Origin of the sequence: Actinospineispora acaciae DSM 45401, from assembly GCF_000620785.1 — a bacterium.
Lineage (GTDB): Bacteria > Actinomycetota > Actinomycetes > Mycobacteriales > Pseudonocardiaceae > Pseudonocardia > Pseudonocardia acaciae.
Genome location: NZ_JIAI01000005.1, coordinates 183,622 through 208,503, shown reverse-complemented (window position 1 = coordinate 208,503; position 24,882 = coordinate 183,622). Strand labels below are relative to the sequence as shown.

General features: G+C 72.0%; 25 protein-coding genes. 8 read left to right on the top strand and 17 right to left on the bottom strand.

From position 1 onward, the window contains the following. Window positions 1-19 precede the first annotated feature (19 nt). Together N912_RS0123975 and N912_RS0123970 are read right to left on the bottom strand one after the other, a co-directional pair. Window positions 20-2,644, bottom strand: a complete 2,625-nt coding sequence (locus N912_RS0123975; RefSeq protein ID WP_245645398.1) for a helix-turn-helix transcriptional regulator — start codon at window positions 2,642-2,644, stop codon at window positions 20-22. Window positions 2,645-2,784: 140 nt separating this feature from the next. Next, window positions 2,785-3,744 (bottom strand): helix-turn-helix transcriptional regulator, encoded by a 960-nt coding sequence (locus N912_RS0123970; RefSeq protein ID WP_028924383.1) that lies wholly within the window; start codon window positions 3,742-3,744, stop codon window positions 2,785-2,787. A gap of 97 nt (window positions 3,745-3,841) precedes the next feature. On the opposite strand from N912_RS0123970, the gene N912_RS0123965 reads away from it, so the two are divergent. Next, window positions 3,842-4,375: a DinB family protein gene (locus N912_RS0123965; protein ID WP_028924382.1), complete on the top strand. Its 534-nt coding sequence runs from the start codon at window positions 3,842-3,844 to the stop codon at window positions 4,373-4,375. A gap of 51 nt (window positions 4,376-4,426) precedes the next feature. On the opposite strand, the gene N912_RS54265 is transcribed toward N912_RS0123965, so the two are convergent. Beyond that, window positions 4,427-5,476, bottom strand: coding sequence for a peptidoglycan recognition protein family protein (locus N912_RS54265; protein WP_169747940.1), 1,050 nt, complete (start codon window positions 5,474-5,476; stop codon window positions 4,427-4,429). A 260-nt stretch (window positions 5,477-5,736) separates the two neighbouring features. On the opposite strand from N912_RS54265, the gene N912_RS0123955 reads away from it, so the two are divergent. After that, the gene (locus tag N912_RS0123955) at window positions 5,737-7,575 is read left to right on the top strand and encodes an acyl-CoA dehydrogenase (RefSeq protein ID WP_028924381.1); all 1,839 of its coding nucleotides are present in this window, start codon (window positions 5,737-5,739) and stop codon (window positions 7,573-7,575) included. A gap of 4 nt (window positions 7,576-7,579) precedes the next feature. On the opposite strand, the gene N912_RS0123950 is transcribed toward N912_RS0123955, so the two are convergent. Next, window positions 7,580-8,437 (bottom strand): EamA family transporter, encoded by an 858-nt coding sequence (locus tag N912_RS0123950; RefSeq protein ID WP_028924380.1) that lies wholly within the window; start codon window positions 8,435-8,437, stop codon window positions 7,580-7,582. A gap of 111 nt (window positions 8,438-8,548) precedes the next feature. On the opposite strand from N912_RS0123950, the gene N912_RS0123945 reads away from it, so the two are divergent. Then, window positions 8,549-9,097, top strand: a complete 549-nt coding sequence (locus N912_RS0123945; RefSeq protein ID WP_211261366.1) for a helix-turn-helix domain-containing protein — start codon at window positions 8,549-8,551, stop codon at window positions 9,095-9,097. Here the strand turns inward: N912_RS0123945 and N912_RS0123940 are convergent. The 6 genes from N912_RS0123940 to N912_RS0123920 form a co-directional block, all read right to left on the bottom strand. Beyond that, window positions 9,094-9,528, bottom strand: a complete 435-nt coding sequence (locus N912_RS0123940) for a CBS domain-containing protein (RefSeq protein ID WP_037066247.1) — start codon at window positions 9,526-9,528, stop codon at window positions 9,094-9,096. The genes N912_RS0123945 and N912_RS0123940 overlap by 4 nt on opposite strands. A 103-nt stretch (window positions 9,529-9,631) precedes the next feature. Then, window positions 9,632-11,284 (bottom strand): VanW family protein, encoded by a 1,653-nt coding sequence (locus tag N912_RS54260; RefSeq protein WP_051580698.1) that lies wholly within the window; start codon window positions 11,282-11,284, stop codon window positions 9,632-9,634. After that, window positions 11,242-11,829, bottom strand: coding sequence for a hypothetical protein (locus N912_RS65830; RefSeq protein WP_245645421.1), 588 nt, complete (start codon window positions 11,827-11,829; stop codon window positions 11,242-11,244). Before N912_RS65830 ends, N912_RS54260 begins: the two co-directional genes overlap by 43 nt. 432 nt (window positions 11,830-12,261) lie before the next feature. After that, window positions 12,262-12,582 (bottom strand): GroES family chaperonin, encoded by a 321-nt coding sequence (locus tag N912_RS0123930; RefSeq protein ID WP_028924377.1) that lies wholly within the window; start codon window positions 12,580-12,582, stop codon window positions 12,262-12,264. A gap of 229 nt (window positions 12,583-12,811) precedes the next feature. Beyond that, complete coding sequence (locus N912_RS0123925; protein WP_028924376.1) at window positions 12,812-14,002, bottom strand: ATP-binding protein; 1,191 nt, start codon at window positions 14,000-14,002, stop codon at window positions 12,812-12,814. 111 nt (window positions 14,003-14,113) lie between these two features. Then, window positions 14,114-14,794 carry a nitroreductase family protein gene (locus N912_RS0123920; protein ID WP_028924375.1) on the bottom strand — a complete coding sequence of 227 codons (681 nt, stop codon included), beginning with the start codon at window positions 14,792-14,794 and terminating at the stop codon, window positions 14,114-14,116. A gap of 160 nt (window positions 14,795-14,954) precedes the next feature. On the opposite strand from N912_RS0123920, the gene N912_RS0123915 reads away from it, so the two are divergent. Beyond that, complete coding sequence (locus tag N912_RS0123915; RefSeq protein WP_245645397.1) at window positions 14,955-15,419, top strand: DUF4262 domain-containing protein; 465 nt, start codon at window positions 14,955-14,957, stop codon at window positions 15,417-15,419. 63 nt (window positions 15,420-15,482) lie between these two features. Here N912_RS0123915 and N912_RS0123910 read toward each other — a convergent pair whose 3' ends face one another. Further along, window positions 15,483-15,968 (bottom strand): FxsA family protein, encoded by a 486-nt coding sequence (locus N912_RS0123910; protein ID WP_245645396.1) that lies wholly within the window; start codon window positions 15,966-15,968, stop codon window positions 15,483-15,485. A gap of 91 nt (window positions 15,969-16,059) precedes the next feature. On the opposite strand from N912_RS0123910, the gene N912_RS0123905 reads away from it, so the two are divergent. Next, window positions 16,060-16,911 carry an alpha/beta fold hydrolase gene (locus N912_RS0123905; protein ID WP_028924372.1) on the top strand — a complete coding sequence of 284 codons (852 nt, stop codon included), beginning with the start codon at window positions 16,060-16,062 and terminating at the stop codon, window positions 16,909-16,911. Here N912_RS0123905 and N912_RS54255 read toward each other — a convergent pair. From N912_RS54255 to N912_RS54245, 5 genes are all read right to left on the bottom strand, one after another. Then, on the bottom strand, window positions 16,877-17,299 hold the full coding sequence (locus tag N912_RS54255) for a DUF4267 domain-containing protein (protein WP_051580697.1): 423 nt from the start codon (window positions 17,297-17,299) through the stop codon (window positions 16,877-16,879). The two genes, N912_RS0123905 and N912_RS54255, sit on opposite strands and share 35 nt — an antisense overlap. 137 nt (window positions 17,300-17,436) lie before the next feature. Then, on the bottom strand, window positions 17,437-18,729 hold the full coding sequence (locus tag N912_RS0123895; protein WP_037066244.1) for a dihydrolipoamide acetyltransferase family protein: 1,293 nt from the start codon (window positions 18,727-18,729) through the stop codon (window positions 17,437-17,439). An 8-nt stretch (window positions 18,730-18,737) separates the two neighbouring features. Further along, the gene (locus N912_RS0123890) at window positions 18,738-19,712 is read right to left on the bottom strand and encodes an alpha-ketoacid dehydrogenase subunit beta (protein WP_028924370.1); all 975 of its coding nucleotides are present in this window, start codon (window positions 19,710-19,712) and stop codon (window positions 18,738-18,740) included. Next, a complete protein-coding gene (locus N912_RS54250; protein ID WP_051580696.1) occupies window positions 19,712-20,914 on the bottom strand; it encodes a thiamine pyrophosphate-dependent dehydrogenase E1 component subunit alpha in 1,203 nt (400 codons plus the stop codon). The genes N912_RS0123890 and N912_RS54250 overlap by 1 nt, the downstream gene beginning before the upstream one ends. A 182-nt stretch (window positions 20,915-21,096) precedes the next feature. Next, complete coding sequence (locus tag N912_RS54245; protein WP_037066242.1) at window positions 21,097-21,339, bottom strand: antitoxin; 243 nt, start codon at window positions 21,337-21,339, stop codon at window positions 21,097-21,099. Window positions 21,340-21,542: 203 nt separating this feature from the next. Here N912_RS54245 and N912_RS0123875 point away from each other — a divergent pair, with 203 nt between their 5' ends. From N912_RS0123875 to N912_RS0123865, 3 genes are read left to right on the top strand one after another with little or no spacing between them, the layout of a single operon-like run. Further along, window positions 21,543-22,445, top strand: a complete 903-nt coding sequence (locus tag N912_RS0123875; protein WP_028924369.1) for an ABC transporter substrate-binding protein — start codon at window positions 21,543-21,545, stop codon at window positions 22,443-22,445. Then, window positions 22,442-23,392 carry an amino acid ABC transporter permease gene (locus N912_RS0123870; RefSeq protein WP_028924368.1) on the top strand — a complete coding sequence of 317 codons (951 nt, stop codon included), beginning with the start codon at window positions 22,442-22,444 and terminating at the stop codon, window positions 23,390-23,392. Before N912_RS0123875 ends, N912_RS0123870 begins: the two co-directional genes overlap by 4 nt. Further along, window positions 23,389-24,177 (top strand): amino acid ABC transporter ATP-binding protein, encoded by a 789-nt coding sequence (locus tag N912_RS0123865; protein ID WP_084211144.1) that lies wholly within the window; start codon window positions 23,389-23,391, stop codon window positions 24,175-24,177. Before N912_RS0123870 ends, N912_RS0123865 begins: the two co-directional genes overlap by 4 nt. Window positions 24,178-24,186: 9 nt before the next feature. On the opposite strand, the gene N912_RS63685 is transcribed toward N912_RS0123865, so the two are convergent. Next, window positions 24,187-24,867, bottom strand: a complete 681-nt coding sequence (locus N912_RS63685; RefSeq protein WP_156993943.1) for a hypothetical protein — start codon at window positions 24,865-24,867, stop codon at window positions 24,187-24,189. Window positions 24,868-24,882 lie beyond the last annotated feature (15 nt).

Here is a 24,882-nt window from a genome sequence, read left to right as displayed (position 1 = left end):
CCCCGACTCGCGGTGGGGTTTACGGGCGGGGGTGGACGATGAGGCGGAGTTGGGCGATGAGTTCGCCACGGTTGGGGGAGCCCAGGCGTTGGCGCATGCGGGCTACGTGGTGTTCGACGGTCTTTGCGGAGATGAACAGGCGCTCGCCTATCTGTTTGTAGGTGAGGCCGTCCAGGACCAGTTCGGCTACCTCGCGTTCGCGGTCGCTCAGGGCGCCGGCGGGTTCGGTGGCCGGGGGGCTCGGCGGTTTGGGGGCGGAGCCGTTGGTGGGTGTGGTGACCGGGGTCTGCGGCGGAGTGGGGGTGGGCGGCGTCGGGGCGGGGGGTGTTTCGGCGCCGGAGTTTTGTAGGCCGCGGGCGCAGGCGAGCAGGGCGGACATGGCCTTGCGGTCGGTGGTACGGATGGCCGCCTGGCCGGCGAGCTTGCCCCCGTCCCAGGACAGGCCCACGGCGTGCAGCCCGCGTGCGGCCGTCTCCACCGCCTGCTGGTCCACCTTGCCGTGCAGCACGGCCAGCCAGCTCCGCGCGGCCAGCGCCATCGCGGCGGCGTACCGGCCACCGCCGGACGGGTGCTGTGCGGCGGCGTCCAACAGCTCGGCCTGCCGGCGCGCCTCGTCCCACTGCTCGGCGGCCAGCGCGGCGTGCAGCTCCGACCAGTACACCGACACCGACCACAGCACCGGGTTGCCCAGCCGGTCCAGCAGCGCGTGCGCCTCGTCCAGGTGCGGGCGCACCCAGGCCTGCTCGCGCAGCCGGGCCGAGGCCACGATCAGCTCGCCCAGCGGCTGCAGCACGTACAGGTCCACCGGGTGGCGCACGATGGCCTCGCGCGCCCGCCCCCAGGCCGGCATCAGCGCGGCCAGGTCGCCGGCGCGCCGCGCCAGCCCGACCTCCAGCGCGGCGGCCACCAGCTCGTCGCGCGGCTCCAGCCGTCCGGTCGCGTCCACCTCGGTGAGCAGCGCGCGGGCGGCCGCCGTGGCGCCCCGGGACATCGCCGTCCAGGCCTGCAGCAGCCGGTGCCGCGCCGCCGCCGAGCGCCCGCCGAGGCCGGCCGCGACCGCCCGGTCCAGCACCGACTGCGCCACGTCCAGCTCGCCGCAGTGCGCCGCGACCAGCGCGCCGAGCGCCGCCGGGGTGTCCGGCAGCAGCACGCTCGCCCCGGACGGCTCCAACAGCGCGGCGGCCCTGGCCAGCTGGGACAGCGCGGCGGTCGGCGAACCGGCGATCGTGTCGTAGACGCCGCGAGCCATCAGCGACTCCGCGCCGGCCAGCAGCGTGGGCGGCCGGCCGCCGGCGGACGGCGGTTCGAGCAGCGCCCGGGCCTCCTCCAGCGCCCCGGTGCCGAGCAGCGCGGGCACCGCTACGACGGCGTCCGCGCCCATCGCCTGCGCGCCCAGCCAGCGGTACAGCTCCGCGCTGCGGGCCAGCAGCCCGCGCTGGGCCAGCGCGGTGGCGGCCGCGGTGACGGCGCGCGCCCTGTCCGCCTCGCCGAAGCCGTCCGGGTCGGCCAGGACCTGGTCGGACAGCTCCAGCGCGCGGTCCAGGTCGCCGGCGCGGGCGGCCGCCTCGGCACCCCTGGCGGCGAGCTTGGGCGCCGGGGCGCCGGCCGCGATCGCGGCGTCCAGCAGCCGGCCGGCCAGCGGCGAGCAGGTCCGCAGCGCCTCGTCGGCGGCGGTCTCGAACACGGCGGCGACCCTCGACCCGGTGGCCCCGGTGTCCAGCAGGTCGCGGGCGGCGGCGAGCACTGACCCGCCCCGGTCCAGCTGGATCTCGGCCAGCCGCCGGCGCCTGGCCAGCCGCCGCACCGCCGGCACCCGCCGCAGCACGGCGTGCGCCAGGATCGGGCGCAGCGAGCCGCCGTCGGTCAGCAGGCCGGCCGCGCGGGCCTGCTCGGTCAGGTCGGCGACGTCTTCGGCGGGCACGTCGAGCAGCGGCGCAAGCACCTCGGCGTCCATCGGCGCACCGACCGCGAGCGCCAGCACCAGCTCGCGCGGCGCCGCCGGCAGTCGGTCAAGCTCGAGGTACAGCTGCTCGACCAGGCCGGCGGGCGGCTCGGTGGCCACGTCGGCGGTGTCCAGCTGGCCGGCGTCGGCGAGCGCGTCGAGCAGCCGGCCGACCAGGGACGGCAGCCCGCCGGTCTGCTCGGCCACCAGGTCCACCAGCGAGCCCGGCGGGCGGCCCTCGGTCAGCAGCGCGGCGCGCCCGGCCATCCCGGCGCGGTCCAGGTTGCCCAGCACCAGCGGGGCGCGGTCGGCGGCCAGCGCGGCGCCCAGCCCGGCCAGCCCGGGCGTGCGGGGCCACGGCCGGTGCGCCACCACCATGCGGCGCCCGCCCGCCTGCGCCACCCGGCACAGCCCGTCCAGCACCGGCTGGGGGAGCAGGTGCGCGTCGTCGACCAGCAGCGCGGTGTCCGGATCGGCGGCGTCCCGGGGATCCCGGCTGACCCGGACGCCCGCCTCGGCGTAACAGTCCGCCAGCGCGTCCAGCAGCACCGACTTGCCGGCGCCGGCCATGCCGACGACATTGAGCAACACCGGGGCCCGCGGCGCGGCCGCGATCTCCCGGTACAGCCGGCGCGCGGCGGGGGCGCCGGTCAGGGCCGTGTCACCGGCCGGTCGCACCTGCTGACGGGTGCCGTTATGCACGAACGCCTCCCCTCAGCTCACGGTGGTGATCACCACGGTGCGTCGACCACCGAGTGTCGCCTCGCGGGCCGGTGGTCCACCCGATCGTGACAAGCCCGCCGAGAATACTGCCGCCGAACTTCACGCCTTGCGGCCGTCCGCTATAACGCTGTCGCCCGGCTGAACCTACGCCCCCAGTCGCGCAGGTGGTCGACCAGCTCGGGCGGGGAGTGCACGGTGAAGTCCGCGCCCACCGCGCCCAGCGCCATCGCCGGCCAGTCCAGCGAGTCCGTCCGCATCCGTACCAGGCAGCGATCCTCCCCGGCCGGCTCCAGCTCCGCCCACCGGCCGATCACCGCGCGCACCGCCGGCTCCGGGGCGTGCACCATGACCTCGACGACGTGCGGCGCGGCCTGCGCCGAGCCGATGCCGGCGCGGACGAACGCGGCGGCGTCCTCGGCGGGCAGCTCCCTGGGCCGGAACCGCACCCCGGTGTTGCGCGGACGGCCCAGCCGGTCGAGCCGGAAGCTGCGCCAGGCATGCCTGGTCAGGTCGTATCCGACCAGGTACCAGCGGCGGCCGAGGGCGACCAGCCGCAGCGGCTCGACGTGCCGGGCGGTCCGCTCCCCGTTCGCGGCGGTGTACTCGAACTCGACGCGCTCGGCGTCCCGGCAGGCCTGCGCCACCGCGACCAGCGTGTCCGGCTCGGCGGCCGGGCCCGTGCCCCACCCGCTGGACACCGTCATCGCGCGCAGCGCCTCCACCCGCCGGCGCAGCCTCGGCGGCATCACCTGCACCACCTTGGCCAGCGCGCGCACCGACGACTCCGCGATCCCGGCCACCGCTCCCTGGGTGGCCGCCTGCAGCCCGACGGCCAGCGCGACCGCCTCCTCGTCGTCCAGCACCAACGGCGGCAGCGCGGCGCCCGGCGCGAGCTGGTAGCCGCCGTCCACCCCCCGCTGGGCCTGCACCGGATACCCCAGCTCACGCAGCCTGTCGACGTCGCGGCGCAGCGTCCGGATGGACACCCCCAGCCGCCCGGCCAGCTCCTCGCCCGGCCAGTACCGGTGGGTCTGCAGCAACGACAACAGCCGCAGCGTCCGTGAGCTCGTGTTCGCCATGTTTTCCAGCTTCTTCGCCATTCAGGACAGAAACTGGCACTTATGGTCCCTACCTTGGGTTTCAACGGCAAGACAGAACCAACGACAAGGCGGGACGATGACCACCATGGCGACCACCACCACCGGCGAGCGGGCCGACCTGCTGAAGGCCCTGGCGACCCAGCGCCACTTCCTGCGCTTCACCACCCGCGACATCACCGACGAGCAGGCCGGCCTGCGCACCACCGTCAGCGCGCTCTGCCTGGGCGGCCTGATCAAGCACGTGACGTCGACCGAGCGTGGCTGGGTGGACTTCATCCTGGGCGGGCCGTCGAGCATGGGTAAGTCCTTCGACGAGATGACCGAGGCGGACTTCGCCGCGCGCGAGGCCGAGTTCCAGATGCAGCCGGGCGAGACCCTGGCCGGCGTGCTGGAGCGCTACGAGGAGGTCGCCAGGCGCACCGACGAGGTGATCGCCTCGCTCCCCGACCTGGACGCCTCGCACCCGCTGCCGGAGGCGCCCTGGTACGAGCCGGGCGCGCGCTGGTCCGCCCGGCTGGTGCTGATGCACATCATCGCCGAGACCGCCCAGCACTCCGGCCACGCCGACATCATCCGCGAGGCCCTGGACGGCGCCAAGACCATGGGCTGACGCACCCGTGAGTGGCTAGGGTCGCTATGACGGCCCTAGCCACTCACGGGTTCACGACGCCAACAGCCGCTGCCAGTCCTCCTTGCGCACGACCGGGGGCGCGGTGACGGCCTCGGCGCCCTGGCGGGCGAGCAGCGCCTGCACCGCCGCCTCGGCCTCGCCGCCCTGGCCGGCCCGCACCTCCACCGCGAGCAGCGGCCACGAACCGCCCGCGATCATGCCGGTCAGCTCCAGCCCGTGCGCCTGCTGGAACGTCCGCACCCCGTCGGAGGTGGCCTGGCCGAACATGCCGTCGGCGGGCACCGTGGACACGCCGGCGTTGCGCAGCAGGTGCTGGGCGGCCAACACCACCGGACCCTGGTCGGCGGGACGGACCAGCGGCCAGGTGGCCAGCGTGGCCGCCCGCCACTCCGTTCCCCTGCCCATCATCCGACCGACCTGGTTGCGCAGCCACGGCAGCAGCGCGTACAGCTTGTCGCCGGGGCAGTCGGTGTCGCGGTAGTCGCGGTGCCCGTAGAGCTGCTCGGGGTCGATGCCGTACTGCAGGCAGGCGTACGCGCACAGCGCGCGCAGCCCGGAGAGCATCCCGCCGGGCGGGTCCGCCTTGGTGTACAGGCCCTGGTTCTCGATGCCGATCGCGGTGTCGTTCTGGTCAGGGCAGTGCGCGCCCTCGATGAACTTCTGCCCGCCGAGCAGCGACTCCAGGCTCTTGTGCCGGCCCTCGGCGATCAGCCCGGCCCTGTTGACCAGGAAGTGGTGCCCGGAGTCGATCCAGCCGTTGCGGTCCATGTGGAAGTCCTGGATCGACTTGGCCAGCGTGGCGAGCTGGGACTCGGTGTCGTCGTTGCGGTTCTCCGTGGCGGTGTGGTGCACCAGGATCCGGACCGGCCGGTTCTGCAGCACCTTGACCGGGGACGACGGCTCCCTGGCCTGCCACTGGTCGCAGCCGACGATGGTGGGCTGGCTGACGGCGGGCAACGGCTGGGCGTCGGCCACGGCGCGCACCCGGTGACCGGAGAGCAGCCCGGCCACCGCGTCGGTGACCGAGGCGCCGCCGACGGTCAGCCCGCCGACCAGCGCCATCAACCCGCGCCGGGTCAACCCCGACCCGCGTGCCTCGTCACCGGGGGATGCGTTGCAACTCCGACACATCGCGTATCCCCCTTATCAGTGATCACACCAATCTCGGAAACGGTCGCCCACCGTCACGCCGAACCTCGGCATCCACCCCCCTTTGAGTGATCTCTCGGGCGTGTCGTTCGCCCGGCTTCGGACCACTCGGCGCCGAGTGTGACGTCATTCGCTTGCCTTAGTTACTCGTCAGTAATATCCTGGTATTACCAGCGAGTAGGGAGCGGATGATGGGTCACTACAGGCCGAATGTCCGGGACCTGGAGTTCAACCTCTTCGAGGTGTTCCGCGTACAGGACCGGATGACCACCAGCGAGGGCGCCGACGAGGAGACCGCCAGGGGCGTGCTGCACGAGCTCGCGGCGCTCGCCGAGGGTCCGCTCAGCGACTCCTGGGTGGACGCGGACCGCAACCCGCCGGTGTTCGACCCGGCCACCCACTCCGTGTTCGTCCCGGAGTCGGTGAAGAAGTCGTACCGGACGCTGTGGGACGGCGAGTGGTGGCGGCTGAGCGTGCCACCGGAGCTGGGCGGCTACGGCATCCCGCCGAGCGTGCAGTGGTCCGCCGGCGAGATCATCCTGGGCTCCAACCCGGCGGTGTTCATGTACATGGCCGGCCCGAGCTTCGCCGCCGTGGTCCACCGCAACGGCACCGAGCAGCAGAAGCACTGGGCCCAGCTGATGATCGACAGAGGCTGGGGCGCCACCATGGTGCTCACCGAGCCGGACGCGGGCTCGGACGTCGGCGCCGGGCGCACCAAGGCGCTCGCCCAGCCGGACGGGACCTGGCACATCGACGGCGTGAAGCGTTTCATCACGTCCGGCGACCAGGACATCACCGAGAACATCATGCACCTGGTGCTGGCCCGCGCGGAGGGACCGGGGCTGGAGCCGCGGCCGGGCACCAAGGGGCTGAGCCTGTTCCTGGTGCCGAAGTTCCACTTCGACCCGGAGACCGGCGAGCCGGGCGAGCGCAACGGCGTGTTCGTGACGAACCTCGAGCACAAGATGGGACTCAAGACGTCGGCCACCACCGAGCTGAGCTTCGGCCAGCACGGCACGCCGGCGGTGGGCTGGCTGCTCGGCGAGGTGCACGACGGCATCGCGCAGATGTTCGAGGTCATCGAGCACGCCCGGATGCTGGTCGGCACCAAGGCCATCGGCACGCTGTCCACCGGGTACCTGAACGCGCTGGAGTACGCCAAGAGCCGGGTCCAGGGCGCCGACCTGCCCAAGATGATGGACAAGTCCGCGCCCCGGGTGACCATCACCCACCACCCGGACGTGCGCCGGATGCTGATGGCGCAGAAGGCCTACGCCGAGGGTCTGCGCGCGGTGTACATGTACACCGCCACGTTCCAGGACGAGGTTCGTGCCGGGCGGGCGTCCGGGGCGGACACCTCGATGGCCGAGCGGGTCAACGACCTGCTGCTGCCGATCGTCAAGGGCGTCGGCTCGGAGCGGGCGTACGAGATGCTCACCCTGTCGCTGCAGACCCTGGGCGGCTCCGGCTACCTGCAGGACTACCCGATCGAGCAGTACATCAGGGACGCCAAGATCGACAGCCTGTACGAGGGCACCACCGCCATCCAGTCCATGGACTTCTTCTTCCGGAAGATCGTCAGGGACCAGGGCCAGGCGGTCGCGCACGTGGCCGGCGAGATCCAGCGGTTCCTGGACGACGAGTCGGGCAACGGCCGGTTCAAGGAGGAGCGGGCGCTGCTGCGTACCGCTCTGGAAGACGCCCAGGGCATGCTCGGCGCGCTGACCGGCTACCTGACCTCGGCGATGGAGGACCCGTCCTCGGTGTACAAGGTCGGCCAGCACAGCGTGCGGCTGCTGATGAGCATGGGCGACCTGCTGATCGGCTGGCTGCTGCTGCGCCAGGCCGAGGTCGCGCAGCGCGCGCTGGACGAGGGCGCCTCGGACCGCGACCGGCCGTTCTACCAGGGCAAGGTCGGCGTGGCCCGGTTCTTCGCGGCCACCGTGCTGCCCGAGCTGTCCGCCCGCCGCACCATCGTGGAGAACGCCGACAACGCCCTCATGGAGCTGGACGAGGCCGCGTTCTGAGGCCTTAGCCGGCGCCCACGAGCACGAGGGCCGGCACGGCGAGCGCGAGGCCGACTCGTTGGAGTGGGCCGATGCGCTCGCCGTGCAGGAGCCTGGCGAGCAGGACGGTGGATGCGGGGTAGAGCGCCACGATGGCCCCGACCACGGCGAGCTGGCCGCGCTGGGCGGCCAGTAGGTAGAGCGCGTTCGCGCCGGCGTCCAGCACGCCGCAGAGTACGGCCAGCCGCCAGCCCGTCCCGCTCCAGCGCGGACCGCCCTCGCGCAGGGCCGCGACCAGGACCACGGCGGCCACCAGGGTGCCGGTTAGCCTGGCCACCGTGACCGGCCACAACCCCGCGCCCGCCGGCGCCTGCGCGAGCAGGGTGAAGAAGCCGCCGAAGCATGCGCCGGCGAGCAGTGCCAGCGCCGCGCCCCGCACTGTCCCGCGCACGCCCGCACTGGGCTCCCGGGAGCCGGGCGTCGCCGCGCCCACCACCGTGCCGGCAATCACGGCGAGCGCGATGCCCACCCAGGCCAGCGCGGACGGCCGGTCCCCGAGCAGGGTCCCGACCAGCACCGGCACCACCGCGGAGGTCAGCGCGGCCAGCGGGGCCACCACGTTCATCGGGCCGGCGGCGAGCGCCTTGTACAGCATCGGCACGCCGATGCCCCCGGCCGTGCCGGCCAGCGCGCCCCAGACCAGCGCGGCGGTCAGCGGCGTCGCGGGCAGCACGACCAGCACCACCGCAAGCAGCATCACCAGCCCGGCCACCTGGGCGAGCGTGGCGACCACCGCCGAGGACACCCGGCGCGCGGCCGTGCCGCCCAGGAAGTCGGCCACGCCGAAGGTCGCCGCCGCCACGCCGGCCAGCAGAATGGGCACCTCGGAAATCCCCTCGTCACGAACCAGAGTCGGTACAGTTCGTTGCTATAGACAGTTCATCATAACGACCGAACCGGGCCGACCGTGACCGAAAATCAAGCCGGTGCCGAGGTGAGCAGGGCGGTGGCGGCGAACCTGCGCGCGCTGCGGGCACGCCGCGCCTGGAGCCTCGACGCCCTTGCGCACCGCTCCGGGGTGAGCAAGGGCGTGCTAGTGGCGCTGGAGGCCGACCGGGGCAACCCGAGCCTGAACACGCTGTGCCGGCTGGCGGACGCGTTCTCTGTGTCGCTGACCCAACTCGTCGACGCGGACCGCCCGCCGGTGCTACGCGGCGCCCCGGTCGCCGAGGCCAGCGCCTTGTGGCACGGGCCGTCCGGCGGGTACGGGCGGCTGGTGCTCTCGACCGACCCGCCGAACCCGGTCGAGCTGTGGTGGTGGCGGCTGGAACCGGGCGAGGCGCGGCACAGCGAGGCGCACGCGGCCGGCACCAGGGAGGCGGTCATGGTGATCGCCGGCGAGGCCGTGATCGAGGCCGACGGCCAGCGCACCACCGTGCCGAAGGGCCACGCCGCGACCTGGCCCGGCGACCGCCCGCACGTCTACCGCAACGACGGCGCCGCCCCGGCCGACCTAGTCATGATCGTCACCGTGCCGGGCTAGGAGCCGGCGGCCAGGTACGAGTGCAGGTGCGCCCGCTCCTCCTCCAGCTCGCCGATCCGGGCCTTGACCATGTCGCCGATGCTGACGATGCCGACCAGCGCGCCGTCCACCACGACCGGCAGGTGACGGATGCGGCGCTCGGTCATGGTCCGCATCAGGTTGTCCACCTCGTCCTCGGGCAGGCAGGTGACCACGTCGGTGGTCATGATGTCCGAGACCGGTGTGGCCAGCAGCTGCCCGCCGCGCCCGTAGACGCAGTGCACCACGTCCCGCTCGCTCACGATGCCGACCACCGCGTCGCCCGAGGTCACCACGGCGGCACCGATGTTCCGCCCGACCAGCAGCGCGAGAAGTTCGGACACCTGCGTGTCGGGACTGACGGTGACGACCTCGGAACCCTTGTTGCGCAACACGTCGGAAATCCGGCTCATCAGCCACCTCGCTCAGCGTGAGTCGACCTCTTCTCCGCAGCGTAGGTGACCGAAGCCACAAAATTGAAGAGCTACGGCGCGTCCATTGCGCGAACGCGTGATATCAGTTGCGCGGAGGCGGCGTACCTGCACAGACGACCTTGGGGGACGGCTTGTAGCGGACGGTGTGCGTGCTGGTCTTGGTCTGGCCGGTGGTCAGGTCGCGCATCGTCCGGGTGTCCGTCGCGGTGAAGCCCTCGCCGCCCGCGCTGGGGCTGCACTTCTCCCCCGGCGGGATGCTCACCGTCTGCGGCGGTGTGGGGTTGCTCTTCGGCGAGGTGGCCGAGGTGACCTCGTAGCGCTTGGTGCCCCAGAACCTGACGGTGATGTCGGCGGGCGTCCAGATGGTCTGGATGAGCACGCCGGTCGGCAGGTCGTTGCGGAACTTCAGGTCGATGGCGCCCTCGAACACGGTCGCCTCCCTGGCCACCGGGTAGCGGCTGATGTAGTAGCTGTGCTCGCGGTGCCCGACGTCGGTCATGCCGGCGAAGTAGGAGGCGTTGTAGAGCGTGGTGGCCAGCTGGGACACGCCGCCGCCGATGCCCTGGGCCGGGCGGTCGTGCTCGATGATCCCGGCCGGGACGTAGCCCTGCGGTGCGTCGCGCGGGCCGGTGGCGTTGTTCAGGCTGAACGTCTCGCCAGGCTTGAGGATCTTGCCGTTGATCGTCTCGGCGGCCCTGCGGATGTTCACCCCGGAGTCCGCCGCGAACCCGCCGGTCTTGAACGTGCTGATCACGCCCTTGATGCCGAGCTGGCTGACCTGCTCGGTGGTGAGCTTGGCCGGCTGCTCGCCGTACACGGCCTTGATCTCGCGGTTGTCCGCGCGGGGCAGCACCTCGGGCAGCGCGGCGAAGGTGGCCTTGTAGTCCACGCCGTGGCCGTCTACCGAGGGCGTGACCACCGGGCGGTCGCCGGCCAGGGTCACGCCGGCGTCCTTGGCCGGCTTCTCGGTGGCGGCCAGCTGCGGCTTGAGCGTCTCGGACAGCTTGGGGACGTCCACCACCGGCTTGAGGCCGCCGAAGCCGTCCGGGCCGAACGTCACGGCGGCGGCGATGGCGGCGGGCGCCAGGTTGCCGTCGCGGCCCTCGCCGAGCACCTTCACCGGCGCGGCCACGGCCTGGCGGGCCACCTCGGTGACCGTTCGTTGGATCGCGGCGTCGCTGACGTGGCCGGGCGGCTGGACGGAGAGGACCGGGAGCTCCACGGTCCGGCCGCTGGTCCAGGACCGCTTGATCTCCTCGGCGGCGGCCGGAACGTCCAGGTCGGCGCCGTTGGCGGGCTGCACGGCGATCGGGATCAGGCCGTCGTAGCGCACGGCGCCGTCCACGGGGTCGCGGTGGACCTGGGTGTTGATGCCGTCCAGGCCCTCGGTGAGCGCGGTGTCGTCGGCGTTGGTCACGACGTCGCGGTCCTCGGTGGTGAACAGCGAGGTGACGCGCTTGATCGGGTTCAGCGGCTGGTCGCCGGTGGCGGCCACGGTACCGGCCCAGTCCACCGCCAGGCCGGCGCTGGCCGGGGACAGGGAGGTGTGCACGGCGCCTGCCCGGATCGGGATGTCGCGGTGCAGGCCAGGCTGGATGGTGTCGCGCAGCGTCTGTTCGGCGTCCGCCCTGGTCATGCCGCCGATCTCGATCCCGGACACGATGACGCCTCGGGGTACCTGGTCTCGGCTGGTCAGCAGGTCGATGCCGTACGCGAGCGCGACGGCGGCGAGCACGGCGGCCGGGACCAGCCAGCGGAGTTTCGAACCTCGGCCGGGTGGGGTGGGTTCGGCGTGGGGCTGTGGTTCGGGCTCGGCGGACGCCGGGGGTGGGGGTGGCGGCGGGCCGGCCAGGCGCTGTGTCTGGTCGGCGGCGTCGAGCGGCGGGTCCTCGGGACGGTGCTCCGCGTCGTCAGGACGGCGGTGTGGGTCGTCGGGACGCTGTTGTACGTCCTCGGGGCGTCGCGGCGGGCCGGCCGGGCGCGGGGGAGCGCCGACCGGGGGTTGAGGTGGGCCGGGGGGTCGTGGCGGGCCGGCCGGGCGTTGGGACTGGCCGGCCGGACGTGGCGGCGCGCTCGTCGGGCGTTGCGGTGGCGCAGCGGGGCGCCGGGGTGGCTCCCCCGGGCGCTGTGGCGCCGCTGCCGGCCGCTGTCGCTGGTCACCCGGCCGTTGCCGCTGGTCACCCGGCCGTTGCGGCGGGGTACCGGTGCCCTGCGACGGACCCGGGCCCCTCGGCGGATCGGCCGGTCGTCGCGGCGGACCGGCCGGAGGCCGACGCGCACCGGCGGGAGGTTGGGGCGCACCGGTCGGTCGCCGAGGCGGCTGAGCCTGGTCGGGCGCCGACGGCTGCCGGTCCCCCGAGCGTTCCGGCCGCGACTCCTGGCGCTCCGGCCGGGCCTGCCGTCGGTCGTCCGCCCCCCGCGTCCTGTCGTTCGGCCGTTGTCGCTGGTCGGAAGCCTGTGGAACGGCCGCCGTCGCGGACGTCTGGGCGCCGGTGCGCTCCGGCGGGCGACCGGGTGCTCGCGGCGGGCGGGCGGCTTGCTCCTGCCGGGCCGGCGGATCCGGCTGCGCGGGTGCGCGCGAACCGGTGTCGGCGGCCGCGTCGGTGTCCTGCCCCTCCCGGTCGCGTTCGTTCCGCCGCTCCGGCACTGGCGCCTCTTCCCTTCCCGCTACGCGTCGAAGACCGCCGCCGGTTCCCGGCGCGGCCAGGTTCGCTACAGGTACAGACCGGTGCCGTCCTCGGTGGGCTCGGACGCCACCGCGTGCAGGTCACGCTCCCGCATGACCAGGTACGTCTGGCCCTGCACCTCGACCTCGAGCTGGTCGTCGGCGTTGAACAGCACCCGGTCCCCCACCTTGACCTGCCGCACGTGGTTGCCCACGCCGTACACCTCGCCCCAGACCAGCCGCTTCGCCATCTGGGCCGTCGCCGGGATGACGATCCCCGCGCTGCTGCGTCGCTCGCCGGCGCCCTGCGCGACCTGCACCATCACGCGGTCGTGCAGCATCTGGATCTCGAGCTTCGGGTCGGACACCCAAAAGATGCTACGGATCGGGTGAACCTGGTGCCTGCGCGGCCCGGCCATGTTTAAAACGTGCCCAGACACGAAGGCGCCCCGCGGGGCCGCCAGGTCGGGGGTCCGACAGCGCCGCGGGGCTAACCCTGTTGTCGACGGCGACGTGGGCGCCGTTACATCTCTTGCCAAGTCTCGCCGGATTCACCCATTCGGGGTACAACTACGGCATTCGGCCCAGTCGAACCGCTCAGTCCTGGGCCAGTAGATACCTGCCGAAGTGCGGCACGGTGAACGCGATGTGCCCGCGCTGCGCGGAGAACACCAGGCCCTTCTTCAACAGGCTGTCCCGAGCCGGGGACAGCGAGGACGGCTTGCGCGCCAGGTGCTCGGCCACGTTCGCGGTGCCCACCGGCTCGTCGCGGCCGCTGACCAGCTCGGCCATCGCCCGCAGGTACTCCCGCTCGCCCGGCGTGGCCCGCTCGTAGCGCGACCCGAAGAACCCCACCGCCAGCTCGGCCTCCGCCTCCGGGGCGGCCACCGTGACGTCGGTCGAGGTGATCGGGCTGGTCGGCGCCGCGTCCCAGGCCGCCTTGCCGTAGGCCTGCACGAAGTACGGATACCCGCCGGAGGCGACGTACAGCTCCTCCAGCGCCTCGTCGTCGAACTTGGCGCCCTCGTCCCCGGCGGGCACCATCAGCGCGCGGTCCGCCTCGGTCCGTTCCAGCCGGTCGATGCGCAGGTAGCGGAACAGGCGCTCGGAGTAGGACTTGGACGCGGACAGCACCGACGGCAGGTGCGGCAGCCCGGCGCCGACCACCACCAGCGGCGCGCGCGACTGGGACAGCTCGTGGCAGGCGGCGCACAGCGCGGAGACGTCGTCGGGCAGCAGGTCCTGCATCTCGTCGATGAGCACCGCGACGCCGGCGCCCACGTCCTGCGCCAGCTCGGCGACCTCGGAGAACAGCTCGACCAGGTCGATCTCCATGTCCCCGGAGTCGGCGCGGCCGGTGACCGTCGGCGCGTCGATGCCCGGCTGCCAGCGGTCCCGCAGCTTGGCGTCCGAGGGCGCGGCGCGCAGCGCGAACGCCTTGAGCACGCCGAGCACGTGCTCCACCCGGTCCGGGGCGCGGTGCCGCACGGCCAGGTCGCGCACGGCCCGGTGCAGCGCGGCGGACAGCGGCCGGCGCAGCGCGGCGTCCGGGCGGGCCTCCACCTTGCCCGAACCCCACCCGTGCCGCATCGCCATCGAGCGCAGCTCGCCGAGCAGCACCGTCTTGCCGACCCCGCGCAGCCCGGTCAGCACCAGCGAGCGCTCCGGGCGCCCGCGCGCGACCCGCTCCAGCACCACCTCGAACGCGTCCAGCTCGCGGTCGCGCCCGGCGAGCTCGGGCGGGCGCTGGCCGGCTCCGGGGGCGAACGGATTGCGTACCGGGTCCACGCTCGGACTGTATTCCGGACTCTTGCGTTGATCTTAGATTTGGCTATCGAACGCTCGACGTGTCGCCAGAACCCCGTGAGTGGTTAGCGTTGTCATAGCAACGCTAACCACTCACGGGTTGAAGGCCGGACCGTCGAACCTGTCCACGGAGGTGAAGTCCTCCACCGGCGCGCGGCGCAGCTTGGTGACGGTCTTCAGCGGGCGGCCGAGGGCGAGCAGGCCGGCGATCGCGTGCCCTTCCGGGATGTCCAGCAGCTCACGGACCGCCGGCTCCTGGCGGGCCAGCACCGAGGTCAGCACCCCGCCGAGGCCCTCGTTGCGGGCGGCCAGCAGCAGGTTGTGCCCGAACGGGTAGATCGAGCCGCCGCCGATGAACGCCTGCCGGTCCAGGCCGTTGTCCAGGCAGGCCAGCGCGCCCAGGTCGGCGACCAGCAGCAACAGCACCGGCGCGCGTTCGAGGTTGTCCGCGAACTCGTTCGGCGCCGGCGTCTCGCGGGCGGCGGCCAGGTCGACGGCGGGTCCGGGCCAGCGGCCGTGCTCGCGGGGCGCGAACGGCACCAGGCCGACGCGGATGTGCGCGGTGTACTCCCGCCAGCCGAGCTGGTACAGCTCACGGATCCGCCTCCGGACCGCCGGGTCCTTGAGGACGATGACCCGCCAGCCCTGCCGGTTGCCCCCGCTGGGCGCGAACCGGGCGTGGTCCAGCATTCGGTACAGCACCGCGTCGTCGATCGGTTCGTCGGCGAACGCCCTGGTCGCGGGCGTGGTGCGCATCGCGTCGTAGAGCTCCACGGTGACGATCGTCCCGCCGTGGTCGGGCTAGGCGTCTCTCGGGTCGTCTAGCCCGAGCGCTAGATCGCCGTAGAGCACTTTATGTCGGGGGTCGGCGCGATGCTGCCGGCAAGCACTCGGACAGGAGGACCCCATGTGCTGGATGTGCGACAACCCGGGCATGACCAAGCTCGAGGCGCTGGACCGGATGCGGCGGCTGATCACCGCGCACGGCTGGGCGGTCCAGTCCGTCGAGGCCGGCGGCCCCCGGCCGGACTGGGCGTACACGGTCGGGCTCACCCCGCTCGGCGCGCCCGAGCTCCTGATCACCGGCAAGAAACCGCAGGAGGCATGCCGGATACTCAACGGTTTCGCCGAGCACGTGCTGCACGCCGAGCCGCCCGAGCCCGGCGACCAGAGACCGCTGGTGGGCGGGCCGCTGGTGGAGATCGTCAAGGTGCAGCGGCCGGACGCGCACCTGCTCACCGCGATCACGTTCTACGGCTCCGAACAGGTGCGCGCGCTGCAGCTGGCCTGGGCGGACGACCGGGGCCACTGGCCATGGGACGTCGGCTTCCGAAGCCGTCGAGGCGGCCAGCCGGTGCTCGGGCCGAGGGCGGCGACCCAGCGCCGGGTGGCCGGCTAGACGCGTATTCGGCCGTCTAGTCGATCGGCTAGACGGCCCGATACGGCGCTCGACGCGGCCGGCTCAGCCCTCCACCGCGCGACGAGGCTCCGGCGGGCGCGGGTCGGCCGGACCGGGCCGGGGCACCACCTCGCCGTCGACCACCGTGTGTCCGTCCCTGATCCGGTGGGTCCGCAGCCCCGGCGCCCGCCGCTCCGCCGACCGCACGATCCACCGCCGCACCAGCGCCCGGCTCGGCGGCAGCACCAGCAGCAGCCCGAGCACGTCGCTGACCACCCCGGGCACCAGGATCAACAGCCCGGCCAGCCCGATCAGCGTGCCGTCGGTCAGCTCGGCGTGCGCCACCCGGCCGCCGCGCATCGCGTCGGCCATCGCCAGCGCCGCCCGCGCGCCCTCCCTGCGGACCAGCCACATTCCGACCAGCGCACCGGCCATCAGCAGCAACAACGTCCAGGCCAGGCCCACCCAGGAGACCACCGCGACCAGGGCGGCCACCTCGATCACGACGTACAGCACGAACAGGCGCATCCCGGCCTCCCAGCGACTCACGACCACCCGTCGGCATACCGCGCACCGACGGGTTCACCCATTTCAACGCACGAAGGGCCGATCGTGCTCCCGAACCCCCCATACTGACGGTATGGCGCCGACGACTCAGGTCTCCAGGGGCGAGCTGGCCTTCAACGTCACCGAGGCCGGGCCGGCCGACGGCGAGCCGGTGCTGCTGCTGCACGGGTTCCCGCAGCATTCGGACAGCTGGGACGCGCTGGTCCCGTCGCTCACCGCCGCCGGGTACCGCACGATCGCCATGGACCAACGCGGCTACTCGCCGGGCGCGCGGCCGGTCGGGCGGCGGGCCTACCGGATGCCCGAGCTGGTCGCGGACGCCGCTGCCGTGATCAACCAGCGCGCCGGCGGGTCCGCGCACGTGGTCGGCCACGACTGGGGCGCGGCGGTGGCCTGGGCGCTCACCGCCGCCGAGCCCGGCCGGGTGCGCAGCCTGACCGCGCTGTCGGTGCCGCACCCCGGCGCGTTCCTGCGGGCCATGGCGACCAGCACGCAGGGGCTCAAGTCCTGGTACATGTACTTCTTCCAGCTGCCGTGGCTGCCCGAACTGGCGCTGCGCGGACGGATGGTGGAGCTGCTGGTGCGCTCCGGCCAGTCCGCCGGGCACGCCAAACGGGACGCGGCCGGGTTCACCGGACCCGGCGCGGTGACCGCCGCGCTGAACTGGTACCGCGCCATGTTCCTGGTCGACCCGCGAAGCGCCAGCGGTCCGGTACGCCGCCCGACCCTGTTCGTCTGGAGCGACGGTGACATCGCGATCGGCCGCAGGGGCGTCGACCTGACCCCGAGGTACGTCCAGGCGCCGTACCAGTTCGAGGCGCTGCACGGGGTCAGCCACTGGATCCCGGACGAGGCCCCGGACGAGCTGGCCAAGCTGCTCGTCCCGCACCTCAACCGCTGGTCGGGCACGCGGGCCGCCGACTGACCTCGACCCGCTCGGCCGTGCCGGTACGCAGCAGTCCGATCGCCCCGGCGACCAGTGCGGCGGCGGTGAGCCCGTGGACGCCCAACGCGACGGCCGGCGAGCCGCCGTTGGTGAGCACCACGATCGCGTCGCCGGCGGGGATCACGCTGGTGGCCAGCATCCCCCAGCCGAGCGCGCGGCGCTGCCCGGTGGCAACCAGGGTGAGGGCGATGAGCCCGGAGCCGATGTCCCGCACGCCCTTCACCCGCAGGAACGGGTCGTCCGCCGGCGGCGGGTTCGGAACCCCGAAGCTGCCGGCGATCGCCCCCGGGTCCACCAGGTACCGGGCGCCGATCCAGATGATCCCGACACCGGCCACGACCGCCACCGCGTAACCGAACTTCCTCACGTCGTCCTCCTATCACTGCTAGCTGTCATAGCAACGATAGAACGGTGTCCGCATGTGTGTCTAGCACTGCTAGCGGTTCAAGCGTAGCTATCCAGGAGGTACGCGGCGGCTCGCCCTGTTCGTGGCCCAGCCGAGGCCTAGTACGTGAGCGCCAGCCCGGGGTCGGCGAGCAGCGCGCCCACGTCGGCCAGGAACCTCGAACCCTGCTCGCCGTCGACCAGCCGGTGGTCGAAGGACAGCGACAGCTGGCAGACCGTCCGCACCGCCAGCTCGCCGTCCACCACCCACGGCGCCTGCTTGATCGCGCCGATGGCCAGGATCGCCGTCTCGCCGGGGTTGAGGATCGGCGTGCCGGTGTCCACCCCGAACACCCCGACGTTGCTGATGGTCACGGTCCCGCCGACCATGTCCGACGGCGGCGTCTTGCCGGCACGGGCGGTCTCGGTGAGCTGGCCGATCGCGGCGGCCAGCTCACGCAGCGACATGGCGTGCGCGTCCCGGATCTTGGGCACGATCAGCCCGCGCGGGGTGGCCGCCGCGATGCCCAGGTGCACGTGGTCGTAGTAGACGATCTCGCCCTCGTCCTCGCGCCAGCTCGCGTTCACCTCCGGCGTGCGGCGGGCGGCCAGGCAGACGGCCTTCGCCGCGAACGCCAGCGGCGTCAGCTTGACCTCGGCGAACTCCCTGGACGCACGCAGCCGGTCACGCAGTTCGAGCATCGGCGTGACGTCCACGGTGAGGAAGACGGTGACGTGCGGGGCGGTGAACGCGCTGCTCACCACGGCCTGCGCGGTGGCCTTGCGGACGCCGCGGATGGGCTCGCGCCGCTCCCCGCCCCGGCGCGCGGGCACGGGCACCGGGGTGTGACCGTCTTGAAGGTCCTCGCGGGTGATCACCCCGCCGGGACCGCTGCCGCGCACGGCGGCCAGGTCGACGCCCAGCTCGCGGGCCAGCTTGCGCACCGGCGGCTTGGCCAGCGGCACCGTGCGGGGTGCTGCGGGCTCCACCGGCTCGGCGGTGTGCTGAACGTCCCGACTCGGTGTGCCAGGAGCCCCGACTCGCGGGGGTTTGCGCGGGCGGCGGGTGGACGAGCCTGGTTTGGGGCCGTAGCCGACGAGGGTGGGGACGCGGGCGTCGGGTTCGGGGTCGGCGTTTTCGGTGGGTTCTTGTGCGGGCGGAGCCGGTTCCTCGGCGCCGTCGGCGATTGCGATGATCGGGGCGCCGACCTCGACGGTGGCGCCGGGCTCGGCGAGCAGTTCGACGACGGTTCCGGCGTAGGGGGACGGCAGCTCCACGGCGGCCTTGGCCGTCTCGACCTCCACGATGACCTGGTTCACCTCGACGGTGTCGCCGACCGCGACCCGCCAGGTCAGGATCTCCGCCTCGGTCAGGCCCTCGCCCGCGTCGGGCAGCGTGAACACCTTGCGCATGGGCGCGCTCACCAGGCCAGCGAGCGGTCGACGGCGTCGAGCACCCGGTCCAGGTCGGGCAGGTAGTCGTCCTCACACTTGGACGGCGGGTACGGGGTGTCGAACCCGGTCACCCGCAGCACCGGCGCCTCCAGCGAGTAGAAGCAGTCCTGCTGCACCCGGGCGGCCACCTCGGAGGTCACCGACGCCTCGGACGGCGCCTCGGAGACCACCACCAGCCGCCCGGTCCGCCGCACCGAGTCGTACACCGGGTCCAGGTCCAGCGGGGACAGCGTGCGCAGGTCGATCACCTCGAGCTCGTGCCCGTCGGCGGCCGCCGCGTCCGCCGCCTCCAGGCAGACCCGCACCATCGGCCCGTACCCGGCCAGGGTCACGTCGCCGCCCGCCCGCAGCACCCGCGAGGTGAACAGCGGCGGCGGCTGCGCGGAGACGTCCAGCTCCGCCTTCTCCCAGTACCGGCGCTTGGGCTCGAAGAACAGCACCGGGTCGTCGCACTCGATGGCCTGCTGGATCATCCAGTAGGCGTCCACCGGGTTGCCGCAGGCCACCACCTTCAGCCCGGCCACGTGCGCGAACAGCGACTCCGGCGACTCGGAGTGGTGCTCCACCGCGCCGATCCCGCCGCCGAACGGGATGCGCACCACCACCGGCATCGGCACCCGGCCCTGCGAGCGGAACCGCAGCTTGGCCAGCTGCGAGACGATCTGGTCGAACCCGGGGAACACGAACCCGTCGAACTGGATCTCACACACCGGCCGGAAGCCGCGAATGGCCAGCCCGACCGCCGTGCCGATGATCCCGGACTCGGCCAGCGGGGTGTCCAGCACGCGCTGCTCGCCGAAGTCCTTCTGCAGCCCGTCGGTGATCCGGAAGACGCCGCCCAGCTTGCCCACGTCCTCGCCCATCACCAGCACCTTCGGGTCGGCCTCCATCGCCGCCCGCAGCCCGTTGTTGAGGGCCTTGGCCATCGTCACCTTCGCCATCACGCACCGTCCGTGTCGATGCTCGAACCCGCAAGCGGTTCTTCGGCGAAAGAGGCGTGGTACTCCAGGAACGCATCGCGTTGCGCGTCCAGCGGTCGTGACGCTTCGGCGTACACCTCGGAGAAGATCCGTTCCGGCCCTGGCTGCGGCATGGCGAGGCAGAACTCGCGCAGCCGCGCGGCCAGCCGGTCGGACTCGGCGGCCACCTCGTCGAAGAAGTCCTGCTCCACCTGGTGCTCGCGGACCAGGTTCACCCGCACCCGCTCGATCGGGTCCTTGAGCTTCCACAGCTCCAGCTCGTCGGCCAGCCGATACCGGGACGGGTCGTCGGACGTGGTGTGTGCGTCCATCCGGTAGGTGAACGCCTCGATCAGCACCGGCCCGTTGCCGGTGCGGCACTCCTCCAGCGCCCAGCGCGTCACCGCCAGCGTGGCCAGCACGTCGTTGCCGTCCACCCGGATACCCGGGAAGCCGTAGCCCTGCGCCCGCCGGTACAGCGGCACCCTGGTCTGGCGCTCCAGCGGCTCGGAGATGGCCCACTGGTTGTTCTGGCAGAAGAACACCACCGGCGCGTCGTACACCGCCGACCAGACGAAACCCTCGTGCACGTCGCCCTGCGAGGTGGCACCGTCGCCGAAGAAGCAGATCGTCGCCTCGCCGGTCTCGCCGTCGCCGACCTTGCCCTCGAACTTCTGCCCCATCGCGTAACCGGTGGCGTTCAGGCACTGGTTGCCGATGACGATCGTGTACAGGTGGAACTTGTACTCGGCCGGGTCCCAGCTGCCGTTGTCGGTGCCCCGGAAGATGCCCAGCAGGTCGGTCGGGTCGATGCCCCGGCACCAGGCCACGCCGTGCTCGCGGTAGCTCGGGAACGCCATGTCCTGCGGGGCCAGCGCGCGCCCGGCGCCGATCTGCGCGGCCTCCTGGCCGAGCAGCGGCACCCAGATGCCGAGTTGGCCCTGCCGCTGCAGCGAGTTGGACTCCCGGTCCACCCTGCGGACCAGCACCATGTCCCGGTAGAGGCCACGCAGCGCGGCGGAGTCGACGTCTCCGAGGTACTTGTCGAACCGGGGCTCGGCGACCCGTACCCCCTCCGGGGTGAGCATCTGGACCAGGTCGTCGCCGCCTTCGACGGTGGCGTGCAGGCCTGCGATGACCTGCTGCGGGGTGGGATCTGGCTCTGCGAAACCGGGCCACGACATGGTGACTCCTCGTACTCGGGGTGCCCCGGGCCGCTTGTGGCCGCCCGAGGTACGTCGGTAGCGATACCGGCGTAGGGACCCGGGTGAGGGCTACGCCGCCCGCCGGCGCGGCGGTTCGCTACCGGACATCGTGACACGACTGGCGGCCGTTGGCAGCGGTCGCCGGGCTGGTTCGAATGTGATCAGCTCCGGTGCTCGGGTCCGGGCTGGTTCGGCCCGTGGCCCTGGCCACCGAAGCCGCCGGCGTCGGCGATCTTGTTGCGCGCGGACTCGATCTGCCCGTGGTACTTGCCCTTGGTCTGCTGGTCCGCGAACCGGGCGGCCTTCTCGGTCAGCTCGCGGGCCTTCTCCGGGTTCTTCCTGGCGTAGCGGCGCGCGAACTCGGCGGCCGCGCCCAGCACGGCCAGCTTCCGGAACAGCGACATGGCGGTTCCCCTTCCCATCGACGTTGGCCTGTCAACGTACGGAAGGAATGCCCGGTTCCGCCGGTCGTCATCCGTATCGCAACCTACTCGCCGGTTAACACGTAGTGCTTTCCGCCGACCGAACTGGCACGATGCGGTGAGCTTCATCGGCGCTACGAGGGGGTAGTCCCGTGTCCGGTAGGACCTGTTCACGCTTAGTCCCAATGCTCGGGCTCGCGACCGCGGTCGTGCTGCTCGCCGGTTGTGGTGCCGGCGGCAGCGGTGCCCCGAGCGGCCCCGCTCCGGGGACCGCTGGCGGCGCCGGCCAGTTGCCGACGGTCAGCAAGGACGAGAACCTGGCCAAGCTGGTGCCGGCCGACATCGCGGCCGACGGCAAGATCATGATTGGTACCGACGCGTCGTACCCGCCCAACGAGTACTTCGACGCCGACGGCAAGACCTTCATCGGCATGGACGTAGACATGGCCAAGGCGGTTGCCGCGAAGCTGGGCCTACAGACGGAGTTCCAGAACGCCGCGTTCGGGGCCATCCTGCTCGGCATCAGCTCCGACAAGTACGAGATGGGCATCTCCTCGTTCACCATCAACGCCGAGCGGACCAAGTCGGTCGACATGGTCAGCTACTTCAACGTGGGCACCAAGGCGGCAGTGGCGGCGGGCAACCCGGAGAAGATCAACCTCGACGACCTGTGCGGCAAGGCGGTGGGCGTGCAGAACGACACCACCCAGGTCGAGGACCTCGATGCCCGCAACAAGAAGTGCCAGGCGGAGGGCAAGCCGCCGATCGCTGTCACCTCGCTGCAGGCGCAGACCGACGTGACCCTGGCGCTGACCGCCAAGCGCATCGTGGCGATGCTGGCCGACGCGCCGGTGGTCACCTACGCGATCGGCCAGACCGGCGGCCAGCTCGAGGCCCTGGGCAACCAGTACCTCGCCGCGCCCTACGGCATCGCCGTCAAGAAGGGCCGGGGTGAGTTCGCCAAGGCCGTGCAGGGCGCCGTCCAGGCACTGATCAACGACGGCACCTACGCCAAGATCGTGGAGAAGTACAAGGGCACCGAGGGCGCCGTCGCCAAGTCCGAGATCAACCCCTCGACGGGGCAATGAGCACGTCGTTGACCCCGGGCGCCACATCACCCAGCGGCCCCGACAGCACCACCGCGGAGACGATCAGGGCCGTCCCCGTGCGGCACCCCGGCCGCTGGGTGGGTGTGGCTGTCATGCTGGTCCTGGCGGCGATGTTGGTGAATGCAATGTTCACCAACCCCCGCTTCAACTGGCCGGTGGTCGGTGAGTACCTGTTCTCCGACGTCGTGCTGCGCGGCCTGCAGAACACCCTGATCCTGACCGCGTTGGCGATGGGGATCGCCATCGTCATCGGGTTGTTGCTCGCGGTCATGCGGCTGTCGCCGAACCCGGTGCTGAGCAGCGCGGCCGCCACCTACATCTGGTTCTTCCGGGGCACCCCCGTGGTGACCCAGCTGGTGTTCTGGTACTTCCTGGCCAGCCTGTTCCCGGTGCTCGGAATCGGCATCCCGTTCGGGCCGACGTTCGTCCAGGCCAGCACGAACGTGCTGATCACACAGTTCACCGCGTGCCTGCTCGGGCTCGGGCTGAACGAGGCCGCGTACATGGCCGAGATCGTCCGCGCCGGCATCAACTCGGTGGACGACGGTCAGACCGAGGCGGCCGGCGCGCTGGGCATGACCCGGGCACAGGCGCTGCGTCGGATCGTGCTGCCGCAGGCCATGCGCGTGATCATCCCGCCGACCGGCAACGAGACCATCTCGATGCTCAAGACGACGGCGCTGGTGGTCGTGATCGGCTACTTCGAGCTGCAGACGGCTGTGCAGTCGATCTACTCCCGCAACTTCCAGTCGATCCCGCTGCTCATCGTCGCCGCACTGTGGTACCTGGTGCTGACCTCGGTGTTGTCGGTGGGCCAGTCCTACCTGGAGCGGTACTACGGACGGGGCAGTAGCCGTCCAGACGGGGAAACCGGCCTGCGCGCGCGACTGTTCGCCGCTGGCCGGACACGAGGGGACGCACAATGAGCACTGAGCAACCAGCAGGTACCGAACTGCCCATGGTCAAGGCCGAGCAGGTGTGCAAGAGCTTCGGTCGCCACCAGGTGCTGCGCGGGATCAACCTGGAGGTCATGCCGCGCGAGGTGATGTGCATCATCGGGCCGTCCGGGTCGGGTAAGTCCACCTTCCTGCGCTGCATCAACCACCTGGACAAGGTCAGCGCCGGGCGGCTGTGGGTGGACGGCGACCTGGTCGGGTACCGCGAGCACGGCGGCAAGCTGCACGAGCTGCGCGAGTCCGAGGTGGCGCGGCGGCGCCGTGACATCGGCATGGTGTTCCAGCGGTTCAACCTGTTCCCGCACCGCACGGCCGCCGAGAACGTCATGGAAGCGCCCATGACGGTGCGCCGCGACTCCCGATCGGACGCCCGTGAGCAGGCCGGCGAGCTGCTCGAACGAGTCGGGCTCGGCGACAAGCTGGACCACTACCCGGCCGAGCTGTCCGGCGGGCAGCAACAGCGGGTGGCGATCGCCCGCGCGCTGGCCATGCGGCCCAAGCTCATGCTCTTCGACGAGCCGACCTCCGCTCTCGACCCCGAACTGGTCGGCGACGTGCTCGCGGTCATGCGCCAGCTCGCCGAGGACGGCATGACGATGATCGTCGTCACCCACGAGATGGGCTTCGCCCGCGAGGCCGGCGACTCACTGGTGTTCATGGACGACGGCGTCGTGGTGGAGACCGGCAAGCCCCGCGACGTGATCACCGCACCGCGCCACGAACGCACCCAGACCTTCCTGTCCAAGGTGCTCTGACCGGCAGGCTCAGGACTCAGGTTGTGGCCCCTTGGCAGACGTTCGAGTGTTCAAGGTTGTTCGTGGCGGTTCCGCGTTTCCAGACAAGCCGCTGTTGGCACACTGGTAACCCCTGTTGCTCGTATCCACGAACTTGCCCGACCAGCGTAGCTTGAACGGATAGGGCTTGTCGCTGACCGGACTCTCCACGGTGAACTCTTCAGCATCGTCGAGAGTCCCGTTACAGCTGGTCGGAACGCATCGCGCTCGAACTCCCGCTTTGATCGTCCCACGCGAGAGAGCGACCTGCGGATCGGCGCGAGACCAGACGGCTACGTACTTCTCGACGGCGACCCCCGACTCAAAATGCGTGTAGTACTGCGTCAGACATGCCGACAGGCCGTACGACGCGCCCGCCCTGCAACCGCCGGCCGTCTCAGCCGCGAGTGCGACTGCTTGCGAGCCCGGGATGCGCACCCCAAGCGTGATGGTGCGAGCGAACTTAGCCGGTGAGGTGCCCGGGACGAGTTCGTCACGCACGCCGACGATGTCAACGGAGTATCCCCTCCCATGCTGATCCTGAGCTTGAACGGTTCCTCCGCCGTCGACGAAAGACAACGCGAGGTTGCCCGAGTTGTCCGGAGGCGACGACTGGTTCCAGAACAAGGCCGTGCTGACGAGAGCCGCTGCGAGGAACGTCCACCCCTTCATCGGCCTGGTACGGAG

Bases quoted from the DNA above. Each gene is read 5' to 3' on its own strand.
- N912_RS0123895 (WP_037066244.1), bottom strand. From the start codon at position 18,729: ATGCGCAAGGTGTTCACGCTGCCCGACGCGGGCGAGGGCCTGACCGAG.
- N912_RS0123890 (WP_028924370.1), bottom strand. From the start codon at position 19,712: ATGGCGAAGGTGACGATGGCCAAGGCCCTCAACAACGGGCTGCGGGCG.
- N912_RS0123965 (WP_028924382.1), top strand. From the start codon at position 3,842: ATGACCACCATGGCGACCACCACCACCGGCGAGCGGGCCGACCTGCTG.
- N912_RS54245 (WP_037066242.1), bottom strand. From the start codon at position 21,339: ATGTCGCTGTTCCGGAAGCTGGCCGTGCTGGGCGCGGCCGCCGAGTTC.
- N912_RS0123905 (WP_028924372.1), top strand. From the start codon at position 16,060: ATGGCGCCGACGACTCAGGTCTCCAGGGGCGAGCTGGCCTTCAACGTC.
- N912_RS54250 (WP_051580696.1), bottom strand. From the start codon at position 20,914: ATGTCGTGGCCCGGTTTCGCAGAGCCAGATCCCACCCCGCAGCAGGTC.
- N912_RS0123865 (WP_084211144.1), top strand. From the start codon at position 23,389: ATGAGCACTGAGCAACCAGCAGGTACCGAACTGCCCATGGTCAAGGCC.
- N912_RS0123875 (WP_028924369.1), top strand. From the start codon at position 21,543: ATGCTCGGGCTCGCGACCGCGGTCGTGCTGCTCGCCGGTTGTGGTGCC.
- N912_RS0123955 (WP_028924381.1), top strand. From the start codon at position 5,737: ATGGGTCACTACAGGCCGAATGTCCGGGACCTGGAGTTCAACCTCTTC.
- N912_RS0123940 (WP_037066247.1), bottom strand. From the start codon at position 9,528: ATGAGCCGGATTTCCGACGTGTTGCGCAACAAGGGTTCCGAGGTCGTC.
- N912_RS0123915 (WP_245645397.1), top strand. From the start codon at position 14,955: ATGACCAAGCTCGAGGCGCTGGACCGGATGCGGCGGCTGATCACCGCG.
- N912_RS0123970 (WP_028924383.1), bottom strand. From the start codon at position 3,744: ATGGCGAACACGAGCTCACGGACGCTGCGGCTGTTGTCGTTGCTGCAG.
- N912_RS63685 (WP_156993943.1), bottom strand. From the start codon at position 24,867: ATGAAGGGGTGGACGTTCCTCGCAGCGGCTCTCGTCAGCACGGCCTTG.
- N912_RS0123870 (WP_028924368.1), top strand. From the start codon at position 22,442: ATGAGCACGTCGTTGACCCCGGGCGCCACATCACCCAGCGGCCCCGAC.